The sequence below is a fragment of the Stenotrophomonas sp. STEN030 genome, from assembly GCF_056759995.1.
In genome coordinates this window covers 22,986-42,196 of the sequence record NZ_JBRREB010000040.1, presented here as the reverse complement: position 1 = coordinate 42,196, position 19,211 = coordinate 22,986, and the positions used below count along the sequence as shown (strand labels likewise).

General features: G+C 63.3%; 16 protein-coding genes. 8 read left to right on the top strand and 8 right to left on the bottom strand.

The window, feature by feature from the left end; genetic code table 11:
* Positions 1-133: 133 nt before the first annotated feature.
* Both ACVOLR_RS14355 and ACVOLR_RS14350 read right to left on the bottom strand, forming a co-directional pair.
* The gene (locus tag ACVOLR_RS14355; protein WP_481537024.1) at positions 134-727 is read right to left on the bottom strand and encodes a HutD/Ves family protein; all 594 of its coding nucleotides are present in this window, start codon (positions 725-727) and stop codon (positions 134-136) included.
* 218 nt (positions 728-945) lie between these two features.
* On the bottom strand, positions 946-2,778 hold the full coding sequence (locus tag ACVOLR_RS14350) for a 3-hydroxybutyrate oligomer hydrolase family protein (protein WP_481537023.1): 1,833 nt from the start codon (positions 2,776-2,778) through the stop codon (positions 946-948).
* Positions 2,779-2,890: 112 nt separating this feature from the next.
* On the opposite strand from ACVOLR_RS14350, the gene ACVOLR_RS14345 reads away from it, so the two are divergent.
* A complete protein-coding gene (locus tag ACVOLR_RS14345; RefSeq protein WP_481537022.1) occupies positions 2,891-3,688 on the top strand; it encodes a 3-hydroxybutyrate dehydrogenase in 798 nt (265 codons plus the stop codon).
* A gap of 111 nt (positions 3,689-3,799) precedes the next feature.
* Positions 3,800-4,462: a response regulator transcription factor gene (locus ACVOLR_RS14340; RefSeq protein ID WP_481537021.1), complete on the top strand. Its 663-nt coding sequence runs from the start codon at positions 3,800-3,802 to the stop codon at positions 4,460-4,462.
* Positions 4,463-4,593: 131 nt separating this feature from the next.
* On the opposite strand, the gene ACVOLR_RS14335 is transcribed toward ACVOLR_RS14340, so the two are convergent.
* From ACVOLR_RS14335 to ACVOLR_RS14325, 3 genes are read right to left on the bottom strand one after another with little or no spacing between them, the layout of a single operon-like run.
* Entirely contained in the window at positions 4,594-5,031 is a 438-nt protein-coding gene (locus ACVOLR_RS14335) for a DUF6691 family protein (RefSeq protein ID WP_481537020.1), read from the bottom strand.
* The gene (locus tag ACVOLR_RS14330) at positions 5,028-5,441 is read right to left on the bottom strand and encodes a YeeE/YedE family protein (protein ID WP_481537019.1); all 414 of its coding nucleotides are present in this window, start codon (positions 5,439-5,441) and stop codon (positions 5,028-5,030) included. Before ACVOLR_RS14330 ends, ACVOLR_RS14335 begins: the two co-directional genes overlap by 4 nt.
* A complete protein-coding gene (locus ACVOLR_RS14325; protein WP_481537018.1) occupies positions 5,438-6,328 on the bottom strand; it encodes an MBL fold metallo-hydrolase in 891 nt (296 codons plus the stop codon). The genes ACVOLR_RS14330 and ACVOLR_RS14325 overlap by 4 nt, the downstream gene beginning before the upstream one ends.
* A 100-nt stretch (positions 6,329-6,428) precedes the next feature.
* Here ACVOLR_RS14325 and ACVOLR_RS14320 point away from each other — a divergent pair, with 100 nt between their 5' ends.
* On the top strand, positions 6,429-6,737 hold the full coding sequence (locus ACVOLR_RS14320) for an ArsR/SmtB family transcription factor (protein ID WP_481537017.1): 309 nt from the start codon (positions 6,429-6,431) through the stop codon (positions 6,735-6,737).
* A gap of 25 nt (positions 6,738-6,762) precedes the next feature.
* Here ACVOLR_RS14320 and ACVOLR_RS14315 read toward each other — a convergent pair whose 3' ends face one another.
* Together ACVOLR_RS14315 and ACVOLR_RS14310 are read right to left on the bottom strand one after the other, a co-directional pair.
* Positions 6,763-10,119 carry a hybrid sensor histidine kinase/response regulator gene (locus ACVOLR_RS14315; protein ID WP_481537016.1) on the bottom strand — a complete coding sequence of 1,119 codons (3,357 nt, stop codon included), beginning with the start codon at positions 10,117-10,119 and terminating at the stop codon, positions 6,763-6,765.
* Positions 10,120-10,656: 537 nt separating this feature from the next.
* A complete protein-coding gene (locus ACVOLR_RS14310; protein ID WP_481537015.1) occupies positions 10,657-12,897 on the bottom strand; it encodes a TonB-dependent receptor in 2,241 nt (746 codons plus the stop codon).
* Between the two features lie 161 nt (positions 12,898-13,058).
* On the opposite strand from ACVOLR_RS14310, the gene ACVOLR_RS14305 reads away from it, so the two are divergent.
* Positions 13,059-14,465 carry a GntP family permease gene (locus ACVOLR_RS14305; RefSeq protein ID WP_481537014.1) on the top strand — a complete coding sequence of 469 codons (1,407 nt, stop codon included), beginning with the start codon at positions 13,059-13,061 and terminating at the stop codon, positions 14,463-14,465.
* A 500-nt stretch (positions 14,466-14,965) separates the two neighbouring features.
* Here the strand turns inward: ACVOLR_RS14305 and ACVOLR_RS14300 are convergent, their stop codons facing one another.
* The gene (locus ACVOLR_RS14300) at positions 14,966-15,304 is read right to left on the bottom strand and encodes a ComEA family DNA-binding protein (RefSeq protein WP_481537013.1); all 339 of its coding nucleotides are present in this window, start codon (positions 15,302-15,304) and stop codon (positions 14,966-14,968) included.
* A gap of 233 nt (positions 15,305-15,537) precedes the next feature.
* Here ACVOLR_RS14300 and ACVOLR_RS14295 point away from each other — a divergent pair, with 233 nt between their 5' ends.
* The 4 genes from ACVOLR_RS14295 (at position 15,538) to murU (ending at position 19,160) form a co-directional block, all read left to right on the top strand.
* Positions 15,538-17,031: a M20 family metallopeptidase gene (locus ACVOLR_RS14295; protein ID WP_481537012.1), complete on the top strand. Its 1,494-nt coding sequence runs from the start codon at positions 15,538-15,540 to the stop codon at positions 17,029-17,031.
* A gap of 93 nt (positions 17,032-17,124) precedes the next feature.
* A complete protein-coding gene (locus ACVOLR_RS14290) occupies positions 17,125-17,397 on the top strand; it encodes a GlsB/YeaQ/YmgE family stress response membrane protein (RefSeq protein ID WP_481516405.1) in 273 nt (90 codons plus the stop codon).
* Positions 17,398-17,442: 45 nt separating this feature from the next.
* Positions 17,443-18,453 carry an aminoglycoside phosphotransferase family protein gene (locus ACVOLR_RS14285; protein ID WP_481537011.1) on the top strand — a complete coding sequence of 337 codons (1,011 nt, stop codon included), beginning with the start codon at positions 17,443-17,445 and terminating at the stop codon, positions 18,451-18,453.
* Complete coding sequence (murU, locus tag ACVOLR_RS14280) at positions 18,450-19,160, top strand: N-acetylmuramate alpha-1-phosphate uridylyltransferase MurU (RefSeq protein WP_481537010.1); 711 nt, start codon at positions 18,450-18,452, stop codon at positions 19,158-19,160. The genes ACVOLR_RS14285 and murU overlap by 4 nt, the downstream gene beginning before the upstream one ends.
* The last annotated feature ends 51 nt before the right edge of the window (positions 19,161-19,211 follow it).

The window sequence follows — 19,211 nt, the reverse complement described above, 5'->3', positions numbered from 1 at the left end:
CCGCCCCCCCCCCCCCCCCCCCCCCCGCGCGGCCCCCCCCCCGCGGCGCCCCCGCCCGCCGCCCCCCCCCCCCCCCCCCCCCCCCCCCCACTACAGGTGAAGCCTTGTGTTGTTGGTTCTGTGGCTTCGCGGCTTACGCCGCTCCTACAACAGCCGGGGCCACCTTAATCGCCAGCAACTCACCGCCGCCACTGAGCGTATAGCGCTGCCGTTCACCGGCAGCCAACCACGCGGTATCGCCCGCCGCCATTGCCGGCAGCACACCACCTTCGAACTCGGCCTGCCCGGCCAGCAAATGGATCGCCCATGCAGCCTGCGGCTCAGTGAAAAACAGCATGGGCCCGACCAGCGGCCGATGCAGCAGTTCAGCCTGCAAGGCATCACGGCGCCACATCAGATTGAAGTCCTGGGTCACACCATCGACCAATTCGCCCACCAGCTCCGCCTCGCCGGCAAAACGCAGGCGCTGATACGGCGGCAGCAGGGTTTCGCAGCGGCCATCGGCAAAGCGCAGGCGCAGGCCTTCACCCTGCAGCAGCACTAGCTCACGTTCGACACCGGGGAATGCGGAGAAGGCCGCATCCTGCTCGATCTCGGCGATGGACAGGCGCAGCTGCCAATCGCCCTGCTCCGGCAGACGCAGGATCTCGCGCGTCCAGCCCAGACCATTGCGCCAGCGCTCGCGCTGGTAGAGAGCGGAGGGGATGACGCGGGAAGGAGAGTTCAAGGTATGCATCAGCCAATGATGCCATTACCGGCTTTTGACCGCGGCGTTGATCGGGCTTTTGTGGGAGCGGCGTGAGCCGCGAAGCCACAGATCCAACAGCGCAAGGCAACAGCAACCCCTCCCCAGCCCTCCCCTTGCCTTCGGCAAAGGGAGGGGGCTCGAAGCAACCCCTCCCCAACCCTCCCCTGCGCTTCGCGCAAGGGAGGGGGTAGAAGCACTTACTTCGGCATCGCCAGATTCTCAGCCGTCAACGCCTTGCCCGCCCGCGGCGTGGTCGCAATCACCGCATCAGCCGGCAATGCCGTGCCCTTGTCCAAGCGCGCCTGCACCCGATCCAACGCCTCGTACACATACGGCAACAGCGGCAGGTAACGCGAGCCGTAATCCGGCAGGCCAAGGAAACCATCGAAGTGCTGCACGTTCTGCACCTTCCAATAGCTCACTTCACGTCCGGCAGCCTTGGCCGCTGCGGCATACGGCGCGCTGCTGAAAGCCGGCGGAATCAGACCGTCGTCAGCACCGTGCACCACCATCACCGGCAGGCCCTTGCGCGGCAAACCAGCATGGGTGGCCTGAATGCCCGCCTGCACACGCTTGGCGTCTTCGCTCTGGCCATCCCACAAACCACGCAGGCACTTCAGGCCGGCGTAGGTCAGGTCCGGCAAGGCGACCTTGCTGTCGAGCAGGCCGACGCCAGCGCCCGGCGGAATACCGCTACCGTCGGAGATCCACGCTGCACGCTCGACTGCTGTTGCCGCACGCGGCGAGAAGTCAGGATTCTGTGCGGCAAAGTTGAATCCGCAAGGATGCTCGCCCACGCCATAGCGGCCATAAGCCGAAGCATAGGTCGCGGCAATCGCGCGCCACAGATCGAAGCCGGTGGACAAGGCGCCTGCGCGCAGTGACTGATCGGTCCAGCCCTTGCTCAACATCAAATCGTAGGCTGATTTGGCCTGTGCGGCTGGGGTCGCACCGCTGATCACGCCTTCGACCGCCAACGTTGCGCAGCGCACTGCTGCGCCAGCCTGCAATGCAGCCGCCATCGGCGGCTGCGGCAGGTTGCTCATGTGCAGCTGCGCACACGGCATCAACAACGCGGCTTCGGTGGTGTAGTCGTACAACGCGCGTGCGCCCGCGCCGCTGGAGTAGATGCTGGGCTCGCCCGCCACCACGGCGTCCAGCCAATCACCTTCCAGCTCGGCCGCGCGCAGCACCGCACCGCCACCGTTGGAGATGCCGACGGCAATGATGCGGGTGTTTTCAAAGGTGAAAGGCGCAGCCTGCGGATAGGCTTCGGCCAGCGCCAGCAGCGCGAACTCGGCCGCCTGTTTTACGTGTCGGCCCCAGTCCGCCTCAGGATTGTCCTTGGAGTGTGCATGTTTGAACGCCACACCCGATGCATTGATAGGCGCATCCGGCACGAACGCCAAATCGTTCACTTCGCCCAATGCACCGACCGTACCGTTGGCACGCACGCCGACCTGTGCATTGAGGTCGTAATAATCGCTACCAGCGCCCTTGTCGGTATAGACCACGGCGCAGCCCTTGGGCAGACCCCATGCTGCCGCAACCGACACTGCGCCATAGATGCCGCGCGAGCCCGATGCCGGTGCTACCAGCACGCAGCGCTTGTCGGTGTCGAAGTTGTCCGGAATCTGCGCCAGTACGCGATGCGGCTGCTTGGCACCGGGCAGGCGCGCGAACGCCGAATACTCGCGACCGGGAACGCTCTGCAGGCTGCCGAACAGTTCGCCGTAGCCACCGCCTGGTGCAAGATCGGCGATACCACGCCAGCTGCCCCACAGCGCGCGTCGGCGCAGTTCGTCGACGGTCGGTGCACTGGCGTCGGCAAAGGCAGGCGGAGCCATGCTGCGCAGCCCGGCCAGGCCCAGGCCGGCGGTAAGCAGGTCATCGCTGCCACGATGCTCGCTGCGGAGTTCGTTGCTGAACATGGAAGGCTCCACGGACTTGGATGCTGGGCCGCTGGCACAGGAGGCCAGGCTCAGTCCGACGAATAGGCCGCAGGCGGCGCGCAATAGGGATTGGCTCATGGACGCACCCTAGCAGAGCGCCGTGATCCGGCTCATCGTACTTAAGTACCACACGCTTTTAGCGCGGCGGCTGCTACGTTTCCACCATCCCCCATAGCAATCGGAGTCCCCCATGGACCGCTTCCTGCAAGGCCGCACCGCATTGGTGACCGGCAGCACCTCCGGCATCGGCCTGGCCATCGCCCAGGCGCTGGCCAGCGCCGGCGCGCGCGTGGCCATCAATGGCCTCGGCAGCGCTGAGCAGATCGAGGCGGCGCTGAAGAGCGTCACCGACGCAGGCAGCGAGTCACAGCACTTCGATGCCGACCTGCGCAAACCCGACCAGATCGCGCACATGCTCGAAGCCGTGCAGGCCTGGGGCGACATCGACATCCTGGTGAACTGCGCCGGCATCCAGCACGCCGCGCCGCTGGCCGAACAGCCGCCGCAGAAGTGGGACGACATCATCGCCATCAACCTCAGCGCGGCCTTCCACACCATGCAGCAAGCGCTGCCGGGCATGGCCGAGCGTGGCTACGGCCGGGTGGTCAACATCGCCTCGGTGCACGGCCTGGTCGCCTCCAAAAATAAGGCTCCTTACGTCGCCAGCAAGTTCGGAATCGTTGGCCTGAGCAAGGTAGCCGCGCTGGAATATGCCGCTGCCGGCAGCCGCGACAGCGGCGGTGTCACCGTCAACTGTGTGTGCCCGGGCTGGGTGGAAACCCCGTTGATCGAGCCGCAGATCCAGGCCCACCGCAATGGCGGCAGCCGCGACGACGGCGTACGCGCCCTGCTGGAAGAAAAGCAGCCCAGCCTGCGCATGTCGCTGCCGGAGGATATCGGCGCAATGGTGGTGTGGCTGTGCCGCCGCGAGTCGCACAACCTGACCGGTGCGGCAATGCCGATGGACGGCGGCTGGACCGCGCAGTAGGTCTGGAAAAACAGGAGGAAGCGGGCAATGGCTGAAATCCACGGCATACTGCCCCGGGCGCACGCTGCAGACGAGCGGGCGCCCGCTTCCTTCCATCCAGTTAGCACTGCCATGCCCAGCCTGTTGATTGCCGACGACCATCCCCTGTTCCGTGCCGCCCTGCGGCAGGCCGCCAGCGAGGCCGTCAGCGATTTATCGGTACGCGAAGCCGAATCATTGGAAGGCGTGCTGGCCGCATTGGATGCGGCACCGGATACCGACCTGATCCTGCTCGACCTGCATATGCCGGGCAATCACGGTCTAGCCGGCCTGGCGGCGATCCGCGCCCAGCATCCTGGCGTGGCGGTGATCGTGGTCTCGGCCAACGACGACCCTCGCGTGGTACGGCGTGCACTCGACCATGGCGCTGCGGGTTATCTGCCCAAGAGTTCCGGATTGAACGAACTGCGCGAGGCCATTCGTTGTGTGATGGCCTGCGAGCAGTGGCTGCCTGCTTCGCTGCGCGCTTCGGTATCGCGCGCGCAATCCTCCACCCATGACAGCGAGCTGGCCGCGCGGCTGGCCAGTCTGTCACCACAGCAGTTCCGCGTACTGGCGCTGGTTGCCGAAGGCCTGCTCAACAAGCAGATCGCCGACCGCCTGGATGTGCAGGAGCGCACGGTCAAAGCGCATCTATCGGCCATCTTCGAGCGGCTGGGCGTGCGCAACCGCACCCAGGCCAGCGTGGTGCTGCGTGAATTGGAATTGAGCGACCCGGCGCGGCAAGCGCTGTAGCCGACGCTTCTGATTCTTGTGGGAGCGGTGTAAACCGCGAAGCTATCGAACTGGCAAGCCGCGGCCAGATCAACCCCACGCATTCCTGATTGCAATTATTCCGGCGTCGGAATCAATGTCGGCTTCGCGGCTCACGCCGCTCCCACACTGTTCCTGTTGGTCAGCTTGTGCAGCAACATGCCGGCCACCATCGCCGGCACAAACCACAACGCTTCCGGTGACAACACACCCAGGCCAACCAAGGCCGGTCCCGGGCAATAGCCAGCCAATCCCCAGCCAATACCAAACAAAGCCGCACCGACCAGCAGCCGCCGATCAATACTGCGCAGATCCGATATCTGGAAGCGCTCGGCCAACACCGGTGTCGGCCGCCGCAGCACAAAGCGAAACAGCAGCATCGTCGTAGTCACCGCGCCGCCCAGCACAAACAGTAGCGCCGGATTGAAGTCACCAAAAACGTCCAGAAAACCCAGGATGCGCTGCGGATCTGTCATCCCCGACACCGCCAGCCCAAGCCCGAACAGCGCGCCAGAAACCAGTGCAGCCAAGCTGATGCGCAAGGTGCTCATGCCACATGCCTCACGATGTAAGTGGTCACAATCGCGGTAGCCATGAAGGTCAGCACGGCGGCGAACGAACGCATCGACAACCGTCCCAAACCGCAGACACCATGACCGCTGGTGCAACCATTGCCCATGCGCGTACCAAAGCCCACCAGCAGGCCTGCAATCACCAGCAACAACGGTGAAAAGCCCTGTCTCGGCGAATAGCCCCCCGGCACCAGCCATAGATACGCAGCACCTGCGCCAATCAAACCAATCAGGAACGCGACACGCCAAGCGACTTCACCATTGCGTGGCATCAACACACCACCAAGAATGCCGCTGATACCAGCGATGCGACCGGTCAACCACAGCAGCAAGGTGGCAGCGGTGCCGATCAATACACCACCGGCCAAGGCCAGCATCCAACTGTTCATTGCGCCTTTCCGATCTGATCCAAGGGCAAGCGCAGATAGTGCACGCCATTGGCATCCGGCTCCGGCAGCCGGCCGCCGCGGATATTCACCTGCAACGCGGGCAGGATCAGCTTCGGCACCGGCAGGGTTGCATCACGCTGCTGGCGCATCTGTACAAACGCCGCCTCATCGGTGCCCCCCTTCAGATGCACGTTGTTCTGTCGCTGCTCGTCGATCGAGGTCTGCGCCTGTGCCTCGCGCCGGTTGCCGGGGTAGTCGTGGCATAGGCAGATGCGGGTATCGGCAGGCAGCGACAGAATGCGCTGGATGGACGCATACAGGCGATGCGCATCGCCGCCAGGGAAATCACAGCGCGCGGTGCCGGTGTCGCTGGCGAACACCGTGTCGCCGACAAACGCGGCATCACCGATCACATAGGTCAGGCTGTCGTCTGTGTGCCCCGGCGTGGCGATCACGCGCGCGCTCAAGCCGCCAACATTGAAGGTGTCGCCATCATCGAACAGTCGGTCGAACTGGCTACCGTCGGCAATGAATTCATCACCCAGCCCGAAGACCGTCTTGAAGTGCTGTTGCACCTGCACGATGCCGCGACCGATGGCGACCGGCGCCTGCAGCTGATCGGCAAGATAGCCAGCAGCACTGAGATGATCGGCGTGCGCATGGGTTTCCAGAATCCACGCCACCGTCAGCAGTTTGCTACGCACGAGTTCCAACAGCGCATCGGCCGATGCGGTGCTGATGCGCGCGCCAGCCGGCTCGTAATCCAGCACCGGATCAATGATGACTGCCATGCCGCCGATCTGATCATAGGCCACGTAACTGAAGGTGCCGGTGTCCTTGTCGTAGAACGGTTCGACCAAGGTTGATGACATCTGCGCCTGGCTCATGGGGTGCCTCGCTGTTAATTTAGCTTTTTCTAAACTAAACTAGTCCCCTGCAAAGCACAAGCCCGAGCCATAGCCTTAGATGCGTCCTTCAGAGATGAACATGGAACAGATGCAGGCACATGCCGAACAGGCCGCGCAGTTGCTCAAGTCCTTGGCCCATCCGGCTCGGCTGCGCGTACTGTGCCGTCTGGTAGAAGGCGAAGCATCGGTAGGCGAATTGCAGGCACAGGTTGGCTTGTCGATGTCGGCGCTGTCACAGCATCTGGCGGTAATGCGTGAAGCCGCTCTGGTCAGCACCCGACGCGAAGCGCAGACCATTTTCTACGCGCTGGCGGACAGCCCGGCGTTGGGCGTGATGCAGGCTTTGCATACAGCGTATTGCGGAAACGCCGAGATCCGGAGTTCCTGACAGCCGTGCTCGTCGAGATAGGCAGCTATTCCTTGCTGCCGATTCCCGGTCTCAAAGCATCCGCCGCCAACAGCCGATCCAAAATCGACTTCAGTGCCAGCGGTCGCACTGGCTTGTGCAGCAGCGTCAGCCCCTGCTCCAGCACTTCACGGCGCGTTGCCAGACTGTCATCGGCGCTGAGAATCAAAGTCGGTCTTGCGCCAAAACGTTCGCCCAGCCGCAACTGCAACGCGGTACCGGTATCGCCATCGTCCAGGTTGTAGTCGAACAGCCACAAGCTCGCAGGTGTTTGCTGCAACGCCGCTACCGCCTGCGCTTCGCCCGAAGCCTCGGCCACGCTGTAACCCCAACCGCGCAACAGCCCAGCCAATCCCTGCAAAGCAGCGGGATCATTGTCGACCACCAGCACCGGCACGCCACCCGAGGTTGCCGCGTTGCGCATGCGTGGCAGGTTCGCCAGCTGCGGTGAGGTCACTCGCTGCAAAGTCACCGAGAAGACAGTGCCCTGCCCCTTCTCACTACGCAGGCGTAGCGGTGCGTGCAGCAAGCCAGCGATGCGATCGGCAATCGCCAGACCAAGGCCGAGTCCTTGGCCACTGCTGTCCTCGCCACGCCGGAACTCTTCGAATATGCGCTGCTGTTCCTCCTTGGCAATACCTGGACCGGTGTCGTGCACCTCAACTCGCAGACAGTCGGCTTCGCGGCGTACGCCCAATAACACGCCGCCCTGGTTTGTGTAGCGCACCGCGTTGGCCAAGAAGTTCTGCAGCACCCGCCGCAGCAGCTGCGGATCACTGTTCACCCATGCATGAGTAGGCACGTAGTGGAACGCCAGCCCACGTTCGGTGGCCAGCGCGCGGAATTCGGAGACCAGGGGATCCAGCACTTCAGCCAGCGGCAGATCGCGTGGTTGCGGCACCAGACCACCGGCCTCCAGCCGCGACATATCGAACAACCCGGTCAACAGATCGGTGGTGGAATCCAAGGCGCCCCGGATCTGCACCACCGCCTGCTGCTGCTGGCTGGATTCCACTTGTTGCGCCAGCGTATCGGTGAACAGATGCGCGGCATGCAATGGCTGCAGCAGGTCGTGACCCACGGCAGCAAGGAAGCGACTCTTGGCATCGTTTGCCCGTTCGGCCTCACGCTTGGCCGATTCCAGCAAGGCGGTGCGCTCGCCAACGCGCTGCTCCAGCGTCTCGTTGCTACGCTTGAGTTCGCGCTCGCTGCGGCGGAATTCGGTGACATCGGTGAAAGTGGCCACAAAACCACCGCCCGGCATCGGATTGCCACGAATCTCGACGATGCTGCCGTCAGGAAATACGCGTTCGGTCAGGTGCGCCGTGCCTGCACGCATGAACGCCAGACGCCGGTCCACCGCACGCTCATCGCCGCCACGCGCGGGCATCGCCTGCAGCGCCCAGCGGGTCAGGTCCATGATCGGCCGGCCAACCTGCAACAACTCATCCGGGAAACCGAACATGCGCGCATACGGGCGATTCCACGCCACCAGCCGTTGCTCGCGATCAATCACGCTGATGCCCTGGCTCATGTTCTGCAGTGCGGCCTGCAATACCTGCTGGCTGAAGCGCAGATCCTGTGAGGCTTCGCTGACGATGGCTGCGACTGTGGCAAGTTCGTTACCTTCGCGCCGTGCGGCATCCAGCAGCAAACGTGCGGACGCAGCACCGAGGACCGCCGACAACTCACGTTCGATGCTGGCCTCGATCGATGCTGGCACCGCACCGCTGCGTGGCGCATCGGTCAACAACTGTTGCACGCGCTCGTCAGGCAGGAAGCGACGGCCAGCATTGCGCAAGGTATCGGCATCCAGATTGCGACTGGTGCGATCCGGCGTATCGCGACGCCATGCCATCGCCAGCAAGGTCACTGCCGTGCCGACAAACAGGCTCGCGCCGACCGCGCGTCCCAGCGGCGTCCAGCCGGTCAGGCCAAACAGGCCCTGCGGCGCAAGCCATTGCCAACCGAACGGTCCTTGCAGCAGCCAGGTCGGCGTACGACCACCGCTTTCCAGCAAGGAAGGCAGCAACAACACCCACGCCCAGGTGGCGAAGCTGGCAAGTACGCCAGCAATGGCGGCGCGCGGCGGCGTCTGCGGACGCCAGATGGCGAATGCCAGTACCGGCACCAAGGTGGCCATTGCCGAGAACGAGACCGCGCCGATATCGGCCAGCACATTGCTGCCGCCAATCAAGCGGCTGTAAGCCCAGGCCAGCAGCATGATCACGCAGATGCCCGCGCGGCGCAGCCACACCAGCTCGCGGCGGTGATCGCCGCCGCCGGCACGCGCCCAGGCGCTGCGCACCAGACCAGGCGCGAACCAGTGATTGCCGATCATCAGACTCAAGGTCAGCGTACTGACCACCACCATGCCGGTGGCCGCACTCAGGCCGCCGAGGAAGGCGAACAAGGCCACACCTTCATGGCCGGCCGAGAACGGCAGTGCCAGCGTGTACATATCCGAGGGAACGCTGTTACCCAGCAACGCGGTGCCAGCGCGCGCCAATGGCAGGATCGGCAGCGCGATCAGCAGCAGGTATAGCGGGAACAACCAGCGCGCGGTGCGCACATCAGCCGGGTCGCGGCACTCCACCACGCCGATATGGAACTGATGCGGCAGCAGGAACATCGCCAGTCCACCGAGTATCACCAGCGGGATGAAGCCGCCCTCTGGCGCGCTCACAGACGCCACCGGAGCCGCGGGCACACCCTTCAAACCAAACCAGACGAACACACCCAGCGCCAGCATCGCGCCTAGCTTGAATACCGACTCGGCCGCCATTGCCAACACCAGCCCGCGGTTGTGCTCGGAGGCATCGGCGCGGCGCGCACCGAACAGCATGGCAAACAAAGCCATCGCCAGTGCCACATACAAAGCGCTGTCCTGCCAGATTGAGCCGGCCTGCCCGGCTTCCACCGCTCGCGAGGTGATCATGCCGAAGCTCATCGCCACCGCTTTGAGCTGCAGCGCGATGTATGGAATCAAACCGAGCACGGTCACCAACGTCACCGTTGCCGCCAACCAGGCATCACGGCCCAGCCGCGCGGCGATCAAATCGGCAAGCGAAGTGGCATTGGTTTCACGCGCCAGCCGCACCAGCCGCATCATCACGCCGATGGCCAACGCATAGAACAGGATCGCGCCGACGAAGGTCGGCGGCAGCGGCCAGCCATGGCGCGCGGCCTGGGTGACGGTGCCGTAGAAGGTCCACGAGGTGCAGTGCACCGCCAGTGACAGTGCATAGATATGCCGCCAGTGACGGGCAAATGCGGCTGGCCGGCGTTCGCCGTAGAGGGCCACACCGAACATCAAGGCCAGCCAGGCCAGACCCGCCAAGGCCACTGTTACCAGACTCAACATGGAATGCGTTTCCCGGAAGCTGCTTGGCAGGATACGGAGTTAAGCGATAGGGATGAAGCGGTGGATGCTCAAAGCACCTCTCCCTCCGGGGCGAGGAGAGGCGTTTGCGAACCATTGGTTCGCGAGTCTTCGAGCGCCCTCGCGCTAGCGCGGGGGCTGGGGTGAGGGTGTGGTTCGCTAGCAATTGGCTTTTTAGCTTTTGCATCAAAAGCCAGAGCTTAAAAGCCAACAGCAAGGGCTGCCCTCACCCCAACCCCTCTCCCGCAGGCGGGAGAGGGGCTTCAAGCAACAGCAACAGCAACAGCCACAGCAACAGCCACAGCCAAAGCCAGAGCCAGAGCCAGAGCCAGAGCCAAGGCCAAAGCCAAAGCCAAAGCCAAAGCCGAAGCCGAAGCCGAAGCCGAAGCAACAGCATCTGCTCCGGCAACCGCCGCAGATACAACCAGAGCACCAGCAACAAACGCAAAAAACCCTCCCCCGCGAAGCGGGAAAGGGCTGTTTTGCGTATCTGTCAGCTAGCCGTCACGGGCTCCATCATCAGAAGTTGTAACGCACCGACACATACCAGTTGCGCGGCAGACCGTAGTACGCGGTCTGGATGTTGCCAACGCTGGCGAACTCCTGGCCTTCGGTCTTGTACTGCTTGTCGGTGAGATTGCGAATGCCTGCACGTACCTGCCAGGTCAGCTGCGACGAATCCCACACGCCGTATGCGCCCACCAACGTGTATGCGTCCTGGCTCAGCACTTTGCGGTTGTCCACCGACAACCAGGTGTCGCTGCGATACGACACATCGCCGCCAAAGGTCAGGCTGCCGTTGTCTCCCAGCGAAAACACGTGCTGCAGGGCCACGCGGGCGGTCACGTCCGGCGAGAACGGCACGTGGTCGTGGTTCACGGTCGGATCGTAGCCGGCGTAGGACGGATCGAGACGGAAGTCTTCGAAGCTGTCGTACTTGGCGTCCATCCAACCCAGCTGTGCGCTCAAGGTGGTGGACTCGCCCAGCAACGCGCTGCCTTCCAGCTCGATGCCCTTGATGTTGAGCTTGGCCGCGTTCAACACCGGGAAGGTGCCCACGTCCTGCGATACGCGTGCCTGGAAGTCGCTGTAGTTGCTGTAGAACGCGGTGGCGGTACCACGCAAACGGTGATCGGCCGAACTGCCCTTCAGGCCCAGCTCGTAGGTCCACACGTACTCCGGATCGAACTTGGCGTGCTGGGTGTCATACACGGTGTTGGCGCGGCCGTTGAAGCCACCGGACTTGAAGCCACGGTTGGCCGACACATAGCCCATCAGGTTGTCACTGAATTCCTTCTGCAGGCTGATCGACGGCGTTACCGCAGTCCACGATGCCTTCGCATCAAACGCAACCGTGCCGTTCAACCCGGTGAACGGAGCGCCCCAGAAGGTGCTGGTGGAACGATCGTAATCCTTCTTGTCCTTGGTCCAGCGCACGCCAGCAGCCACGGTCCAGGTCGGTACGAACTCCCAGTTCACGTGCGCGAATGCCGCCGTGGACGTGGTGGTCAGGTCATCTTCAATGGTGCGTAGGAACGGCACCTTGCCGCCCAGGAACGAGAACAGATCGTCGGCGTAGGCTTCCTGGTAGGACGGCACGTTCTCCTTCATGTAGTACGCACCAAAGGTGGCATGCAGATTGGAGCCGTTGTCGTAATGCAGCTGGAATTCCTGGCTCTTCTGGTTCTGGTCCAGCGCCACCAGCACGTCGCCAAGCTCGTACTCGGAGGCGTCGATGTCGATGTAGGACTTGGTCTTGAGCTTGCGGTAGGAGCTGATGCTCTTCAGCGTGAACTGTTCATTGATGTCCCAACTCATCGACAACGATGCGCCAGAGTGCTTCAAGTACTGGCCTTCACCGTTCTGGAACGAGGTCTGTGCACGACGGTTCCACTCACCGGTTTCGCCCGGCTGCAACACGATCACTCCGGTCGGTGCGAGGCTGGTCTGCAGCAGCGGCGCCATCGGCCGACCCAGGGTCAGTGCGGCATCCTGCTTGGTGGTATCCAGCGACAGCACCGCGCTGAAGTTGTCGGTCGGCTGGAATGCCAGCTTGGCGCGCAGCGCTTCGGTATCGTCGTCGTTGTAGCGCTTGCCGGTGACCGCATCCTTGACGTAACCGTCGTTGGTGATCTTGGCACCGGCGATGCTCGCAGCCAGCGTGTCACTCAGCTTGCCCGAGACATAGAAGCGGCCTTCCAGGCGACCGTAGTCACCGGCGGTTACTTCCACTGCGCCGCCTTCGTTGTCGAAGGGGTTCTTGGTTGTCAGCTTGATCGCGCCGCCGGTGGAATTCTTGCCGTACAGCGTGCCCTGCGGGCCGCGCAGCACTTCCAGCTGCTGGATATCGAACAGCGAGAACAGCGCACCATTGATGCGCGAGTAGTAGACATCGTCCACATACATGCCCACGCCCGGGTCGAAGGTCTGCAGCGCGTCGGGCTGGCCGATGCCGCGGATGAAGACGTTGACGCTGTTGGCCGAACCACGGCCCTGGGCGATGTTCATGTTGGGCACGGCGCCCTGCAAGCCTTCCACGGTCGAGGCCTGCAGATCCTTGATCTGCTCCTCACCGAAGGCGCTGACCGCCACCGGCACGTCCTGGATGGACTCGCTGCGACGGCGCGCGGTTACAGTCACTTCGTCCAGCTGCGTAGCCTTGGTGCCGGCCGGCACCGCCTGCTGCTCCTGGGCCTGCACGAAGGCGGCCGGTGCCAACAGAATGCCACCGATGGCGATACTCAGATACTTGCGCTTCATTGGTCTCCCTCCTCCCGGGTATGACGTTGCGACACACGAATGTCGCCATGGAGCGCACGTTAATGGAGCGTTAGCCGGCCGCGTATAGTCCCTTCGTACAGTGGGCCGGGCCGTCCTTGATCCCGATACTCGCCGGCAATGTATTGGCCGGGGAGCTGTGAATGTCGTTTCTGATCGTATTGGCGGCCCTGTGCTTCCTGATGTTTGTCGCCTACCGCGGCTACAGCGTGATTCTGTTCGCGCCGGTTGCGGCGCTGGGCGCGGTGCTGCTGACCGATCCCAGTCTGGTGCAGCCGATGTTCACCGGCCTGTTCATGGACAAGATGGTCGGCTTCCTCAAGCTGTACTTCCCGGTGTTCGTGCTCGGCGCGGTGTTCGGCAAGCTGATCGAGGTCTCGGGGTTCTCCAAGTCCATCGTCAGCGCCACCATCAAGCTGGTCGGTGCCAAGCGCGCGATGCTGTCCATCGTGCTGGTCTGCGCGCTGCTCACTTACGGCGGCGTGTCGCTGTTCGTGGTGGTATTTGCGGTCTACCCGTTCGCCGCCGAGCTGTTCCGTCAGAGCAACATCCCCAAGCGCCTGATCCCTGGCACCATCGCGCTGGGCGCTTTCACCTTCACCATGGATGCGCTGCCGGGCACGCCGCAGATCCAGAACATCATTCCATCTGCGTTCTTCGGCACCAATAGCTGGGCCGCACCGTGGCTGGGCGTGATCGGTACCGTGGTGATCCTGATCCTGGGCATGAGCTATCTGGAATGGCGCCGCCGCGTCGCCGTGCGCAATGGCGAGGGCTATGCCGGTGCCAACGAGGAACTACGCAACGAGCCGGAACCCTTCCAAGGCCAGAATCTCGCCCACCCGCTGGTAGCCATCACCCCGCTGATCCTGGTCGGCGTTGCCAACTTCTTCCTGACCCGCTGGATTCCCGGCTTCTATGGCGAAACCCAGTCCTTCATCCCGGCGGTGATCGGCAACCCGGCACCGGTGGTGCAGGAAGTCTCCAAGCTGGGCGCAATCTGGGCCGTGCAGGGCGCGTTGTTGCTGGGCATCCTCAGCGTCATCGCCTTCGCCTGGAAGCCGGTGGTGGCTTCGTTTGCCGAGGGCACCAAGTCAGCCATCGGCGGCGCCATGCTGGCGTCGATGAACACCGCCTCAGAATATGGCTTCGGTGCGGTCATTGCCGCCCTGCCAGGCTTCTTGGTGGTAGCCAATGCGCTGGGCTCGATTCCTAATCCGCTGGTCAATGAAGCAGTCTCGGTCACCGCCATGGCCGGCATCACCGGCTCGGCATCGGGCGGCATGAGCATCGCGCTGGCAGCAATGGCCGACAGTTTCATCGCCAACGCGCAGGCGGCCGGCATTCCGATGGAAGTGCTGCACCGCGTGGCGGCGATGGCCTCCGGCGGCATGGACACCTTGCCGCATAACGGCGCGGTTATCACCGTACTGGCCGTCACCGGCCTCACCCACCGCCAGTCCTACAAGGACATCTTCGCCATCACCATCATCAAGACCTTGGCGGTGTTCGCGATCATCGGCGTGTATTACACAACCGGCTTGGTTTAAGCAGCGGCTTGCCCTGGCCCAAAACCGAGGCAGTCAACTGCGATACCGTTTCGCAGCCGAATCAACCAGACCAAATAGACTACGCACGGACTCACTTTTTGTAGGAGCAGCGTCAGCCGCGAAGCTGGTAGTACTGGGGCAATTGGCAGTTGGGCGATCTGATTTTGTATCAGCTTCGCGGCTGACGCCGCTCCCACAAACAGCCGCAGCCCCGGCAGCAACCGCGCAGCGGACCCGAAAAGCCTGAATCACGGCTTTTACGGATCCGGATATCCCATCCTGATTTCCTGCTCAACACCCAGAAACCAGCAAGGCCCGGGTTTCCCCGGGCCTTGCCGTTTCCAAAGAGCACAGACAGAAAAATCGCCCGGCTGCACGTCACTGTGCAACACCGGACGACCTCACATCCTTGTTGGCTTCCTGCCAGCCCCCAGCATCCTGCCCTTTCCGGGTTCCTGGTGATCCGCAATCCTGGCGGTTCACTATTCGATTCCTTCCGCTCAGCGCCTCTCAACCGGCTGCGCAGCTACCGTCCCGGTAGCGCTCTTGGCGGGGGCAGTTCCAGCCCTCGCTTCGATCAGGTCACGATTCCGTTCGACCGTCTTCAATCCGATTCCTTTCACCAGCGCCAGTTCCTCGACACTTTTGAAGGGCCCGTTGGCCTGTCTGTGTTCGATGATCGCCTGCGCCTTGGAAGGGCCCACGTTCACCAACACCTGATTCAGCTCCGCCGCGGAGGCGGTATTGATATCGACCTTGTCCTTGTCCTTGGCTTGCGCCGTAAGGGTCAACATCAATGCAAGAATCAGAGACTGCAGCGTTACGGTAAAAAGCTTCATCGCTGTACTCCTTGTGGCTTGTTGGCTGATTGGCTGGCTATCCCGCCGGTCGAATCAGTGTCCCGCGCCACATGAACCTAGAATATCCGGAGCAGGTCGGGCGGGCAGCCAGCCAACCCCCCGAGCTCTTGTAGGAAAAGCCCTACAAAATTCATTGATGAAACCGCCGCAAGCCCCCTCAACAAGGGAGCGGCGTAGAATGGTTACACCTGACATTGCTACCGGAGATCCAGATGGACAGCGCCAAGATCGGCCAATTTCTCAGCGACAAGTGGGACAACGACATCGTCCCGCAATTGGTCGATTACATCCGCATCCCCAACAAGTCGCCGATGTTCGACGCCAACTGGGTCGCCAACGGCTACATGGAACAAGCCGTAACCCTGATGGAGAGCTGGGCCAAGGCGCAGACCATCCCCGGCCTGCAGGTCGAGGTGGTTCGTCTGGAAGGCCGCACCCCGCTGCTGTTCCTGGAAATCCCGGCCACCGGCCCGGAAACCGGCGACGACACCGTGCTGCTCTACGGCCACCTGGACAAGCAGCCGGAAATGACCGGCTGGGACGACGACCTCGGCCCGTGGATTCCGGTGCTGCGCGGCGACAAGCTGTACGGCCGCGGCGGCGCCGATGACGGCTACGCCATCTTCGGCTCGCTGGCCGCGGTGCTGGCGCTGCAGGAACAAGGCCTGCCGCACGCCCGCTGCGTGATCCTGATCGAAGCCTGCGAAGAATCCGGCTCCTACGATCTGCCGGCCTATGTCGACCATCTGGCCGACCGCATCGGCCAGCCGTCGCTGGTGGTGTGCCTGGATTCGGGCTGCGCCAACTACGACCAGCTGTGGTGCACCACCTCGCTGCGCGGCCTGACCGGCGGCAACTTCACCGTCAAGGTGCTCAACGAAGGCGTGCACTCCGGCGATGCCTCCGGCGTGGTGCCGTCCAGCTTCCGCCTGCTGCGCCAGCTGCTGTCGCGCATCGAAGACGAGAAGACCGGCCGTATCCTGCTCGATGGCCTGCACGTGGAAGTGCCTGCCGAGCGTCTGGAGCAGGCCAAGCGTGCTGCCGACGTGGTCGATACCGCCATCTTCGACAAGTTCCCGCTGGTCGACGGCCTCAAGCCGATGAGCGACGAACTGACCGAGCTGGTGCTCAACCGCACCTGGCGCCCTGCCCTGTCGGTCACCGGCATCGGCGGCATGCCGCCGCTGGAATCGGCCGGCAATGTGCTGCGTCCGGAAACCTCGGTGAAGCTGTCGCTGCGCCTGCCGCCGACCGCCAATGGCAAGGCCTGCGGCGAGCTGCTGAAGGAAGCCCTGCTGCGCGATCCGCCGAACGGCGCCCACGTCACCCTGGACCTTGAAAAAGCCTCCACTGGCTGGAACGCACCGGCGATGGCCTCGTGGCTGGAGCAGTCCATCGACGCCGCCAGCCAGGCCTTCTTCGGCAAGCCGGCGATGTACATGGGCGAAGGCGGCTCGATCCCGTTCATGGGCATGCTGGGTGAGAAGTTCCCGGGTGCGCAGTTCATGATCACCGGCGTGCTCGGCCCGCATTCCAATGCACATGGCCCGAACGAGTTCCTGCACATCCCGATGGGCAAGCGCGTCACCTCCTGCGTGTCCAAGGTGCTGTTCGACCACTACGCCGCCAGCCTGCGTGGCGAAACCAGCGGTTCGCCGGTGGCCGCCGACAGCGGCACCCGTCACGGTGGCCACGGCTGCTGCTGATCGGTCCGACGCGGTTGGTCGAATGTTGATGGTTTGATGACGAACGCAGCCTGGCCTTGCTAGGCTGCGTTTTTCTTTGCCACGGACAAGAACATGAGCGGACTGTTTGGCAGCGACAGCTGGCTGTACATCATCCTGATCGGCTTCTTCGTAGGCCTGTTGGGTCGCTTCTTCATGCCCGGCAACAACCGCATGGGCTGCCTGCTGACCATCGTGCTCGGCGTGGCCGGCGCGGTATTTGCTGGCTGGTTCGGCCGTGAGATGGGCTGGTATTCGGCAGGTCAGCCGGCCGGCTTCGTTGGCTCCATCATCGGTGCGATCGCCCTGCTCGGCCTGTTGCGCCTGATCAGCGGCGGCAAGCGCTGACTCCATCCAACGGCGCCTGCGGGCGCCGCTTTACTTGTAGTGTCCATGAACGATCCCGCTTCCGATCCACTGCGCACCGAACAACGCCTGCAGTGGGCCGCCGCCGCACTTGGCGACCCTGCCACCACTCTCGAACGCGCATCGGTCGATGCTGGTTTCCGCAGCTATTGGCGCAGCACCAGCGCGCGCGGCAGCCACATCGTTATGGACTCACCGCCCGCGCTGGAAGATGTACGCCCCTGGCTGCGCATGCACGACCTGCTTGAATCCAACGACGTGCGCGTACCACAGGTGCTGGCGCGCGATGTCGACAGCGGTTTCCTGCTGCTGGAAGACCTGGGCGGACCAACCCTTGCCCGCTTCATCAGCGACGACAATGCCGACGCCTGGTTCGATGCGACCTTCGCGCAGCTGATCCGCCTGCAGTCGATCCCGGTACCCGAAGGCATGGGCGCGTTCGGCGAGGCGCTGCTGCAGCGTGATGCTGGCCTGTTTGAAGAATGGTTCGTACAACGCCACTTGGGCCTGACCTTGGATTGTGGCGAGAGCGAACAACTGCAGCTGGTGCAACGGCGTTTGATGGACAACGCCTTGAACCAGCCGCAGGTGCTTACGCATCGCGATTTCATGCCGCGCAACCTGATGCCGGTCGAAGGCGGCCTGGCGGTGCTGGATTTCCAGGATCTGGTCAGTGGACCGATTGCCTACGATCCGGCCAGCCTGTTCAAGGACGCCTTCCTGAGCTGGCCGCTGGAAAAAGTGGACACCTGGCTTGCGCGCTATCACGCACAGGCACTGGCCGCGGGCCTGCAGGTACGGCCATGGCCGCAGTTCCTGCGCGATGCCGACTGGATGGGCGTACAGCGCCATCTGAAAATCCTCGGCATCTTCGTGCGCCTGCGCGATCGCGACGGCAAGGGCCACTACTTCGAGGACGCACCGCGTTTCATCCGCTACCTGGATGAAGTGCTGCCGCGTTATCCGGAACTGGCGCCGCTGCAGGAGTTGTTCGAACGCCGCTTCAAACCGGCGATGGCTGCCAAGGCTTCAGCATGAAGGCCCTGATCTTCGCCGCCGGACTGGGCGAGCGCATGCGCCCGCTTACCGATCACACACCCAAGCCGCTATTGGCGGTGGCCGGTGTGCCGCTGATTGAATGGCATCTGCAGCGTTTGGCTGCGCTGGGCATCCGCGATGTGGTGATCAACACCAGTTGGTTGGCCGCGCAGTTCCCGGAAAAACTGGACGATGGCAGCCGCTGGAACCTGCGCCTGCACTATCTGTACGAAGGCCCGGTGCCACTGGAAACCGGCGGCGGCATGCACAACGCGCTGCCGCTGCTCGGCGATGCGCCGTTCCTGGCGGTCAATGGCGATATCTGGAGCGATTTTGATTTCGCTGCCTTGCCGCAGGAACCGAAGGGCAGCGCGCATCTGGTCATGGTCGACAATCCAGTGCAGCACCCGCGTGGCGATTTCATTCTGGATGCCGATGGTCTGCTGCACGACAACGGCGAACAAGCGCGACTGACCTTTGCTGGCATCGGCGTGTATCGACCGCAGCTGCTGCAGGGCTGGCAGGCAGTGATTGGCGATGCCGATGGCAGCACGGAAACACCGCCGCGCTTCAAGCTGGCGCCATTGTTGCGCGCGGCGATGGTCAGCGACAGCATCAGCGGCCAGCATCACCAAGGCCGCTGGACCGACGTAGGCACCCCCGAGCGCTTGCAGCAGCTTGAAGCCGAACTTGTAGGAGCGGCGTAAGCCGCGAAGCTGACGAAAGATCAGACACCAAAATGCCTGTAATTGCGGCAT

Excerpts from the sequence above, each read along its gene's own strand:
- ACVOLR_RS14300 (WP_481537013.1), bottom strand. The coding sequence starts at position 15,304 with ATGAAGCTTTTTACCGTAACGCTGCAGTCTCTGATTCTTGCATTGATG.
- ACVOLR_RS14345 (WP_481537022.1), top strand. The coding sequence starts at position 2,891 with ATGGACCGCTTCCTGCAAGGCCGCACCGCATTGGTGACCGGCAGCACC.
- ACVOLR_RS14295 (WP_481537012.1), top strand. The coding sequence starts at position 15,538 with ATGGACAGCGCCAAGATCGGCCAATTTCTCAGCGACAAGTGGGACAAC.
- ACVOLR_RS14310 (WP_481537015.1), bottom strand. The coding sequence starts at position 12,897 with ATGAAGCGCAAGTATCTGAGTATCGCCATCGGTGGCATTCTGTTGGCA.
- ACVOLR_RS14320 (WP_481537017.1), top strand. The coding sequence starts at position 6,429 with ATGGAACAGATGCAGGCACATGCCGAACAGGCCGCGCAGTTGCTCAAG.
- ACVOLR_RS14285 (WP_481537011.1), top strand. The coding sequence starts at position 17,443 with ATGAACGATCCCGCTTCCGATCCACTGCGCACCGAACAACGCCTGCAG.
- ACVOLR_RS14290 (WP_481516405.1), top strand. The coding sequence starts at position 17,125 with ATGAGCGGACTGTTTGGCAGCGACAGCTGGCTGTACATCATCCTGATC.
- ACVOLR_RS14350 (WP_481537023.1), bottom strand. The coding sequence starts at position 2,778 with ATGAGCCAATCCCTATTGCGCGCCGCCTGCGGCCTATTCGTCGGACTG.
- ACVOLR_RS14305 (WP_481537014.1), top strand. The coding sequence starts at position 13,059 with ATGTCGTTTCTGATCGTATTGGCGGCCCTGTGCTTCCTGATGTTTGTC.
- ACVOLR_RS14335 (WP_481537020.1), bottom strand. The coding sequence starts at position 5,031 with ATGAGCACCTTGCGCATCAGCTTGGCTGCACTGGTTTCTGGCGCGCTG.
- ACVOLR_RS14330 (WP_481537019.1), bottom strand. The coding sequence starts at position 5,441 with ATGAACAGTTGGATGCTGGCCTTGGCCGGTGGTGTATTGATCGGCACC.
- ACVOLR_RS14315 (WP_481537016.1), bottom strand. The coding sequence starts at position 10,119 with ATGTTGAGTCTGGTAACAGTGGCCTTGGCGGGTCTGGCCTGGCTGGCC.
- murU (WP_481537010.1), top strand. The coding sequence starts at position 18,450 with ATGAAGGCCCTGATCTTCGCCGCCGGACTGGGCGAGCGCATGCGCCCG.
- ACVOLR_RS14325 (WP_481537018.1), bottom strand. The coding sequence starts at position 6,328 with ATGAGCCAGGCGCAGATGTCATCAACCTTGGTCGAACCGTTCTACGAC.
- ACVOLR_RS14340 (WP_481537021.1), top strand. The coding sequence starts at position 3,800 with ATGCCCAGCCTGTTGATTGCCGACGACCATCCCCTGTTCCGTGCCGCC.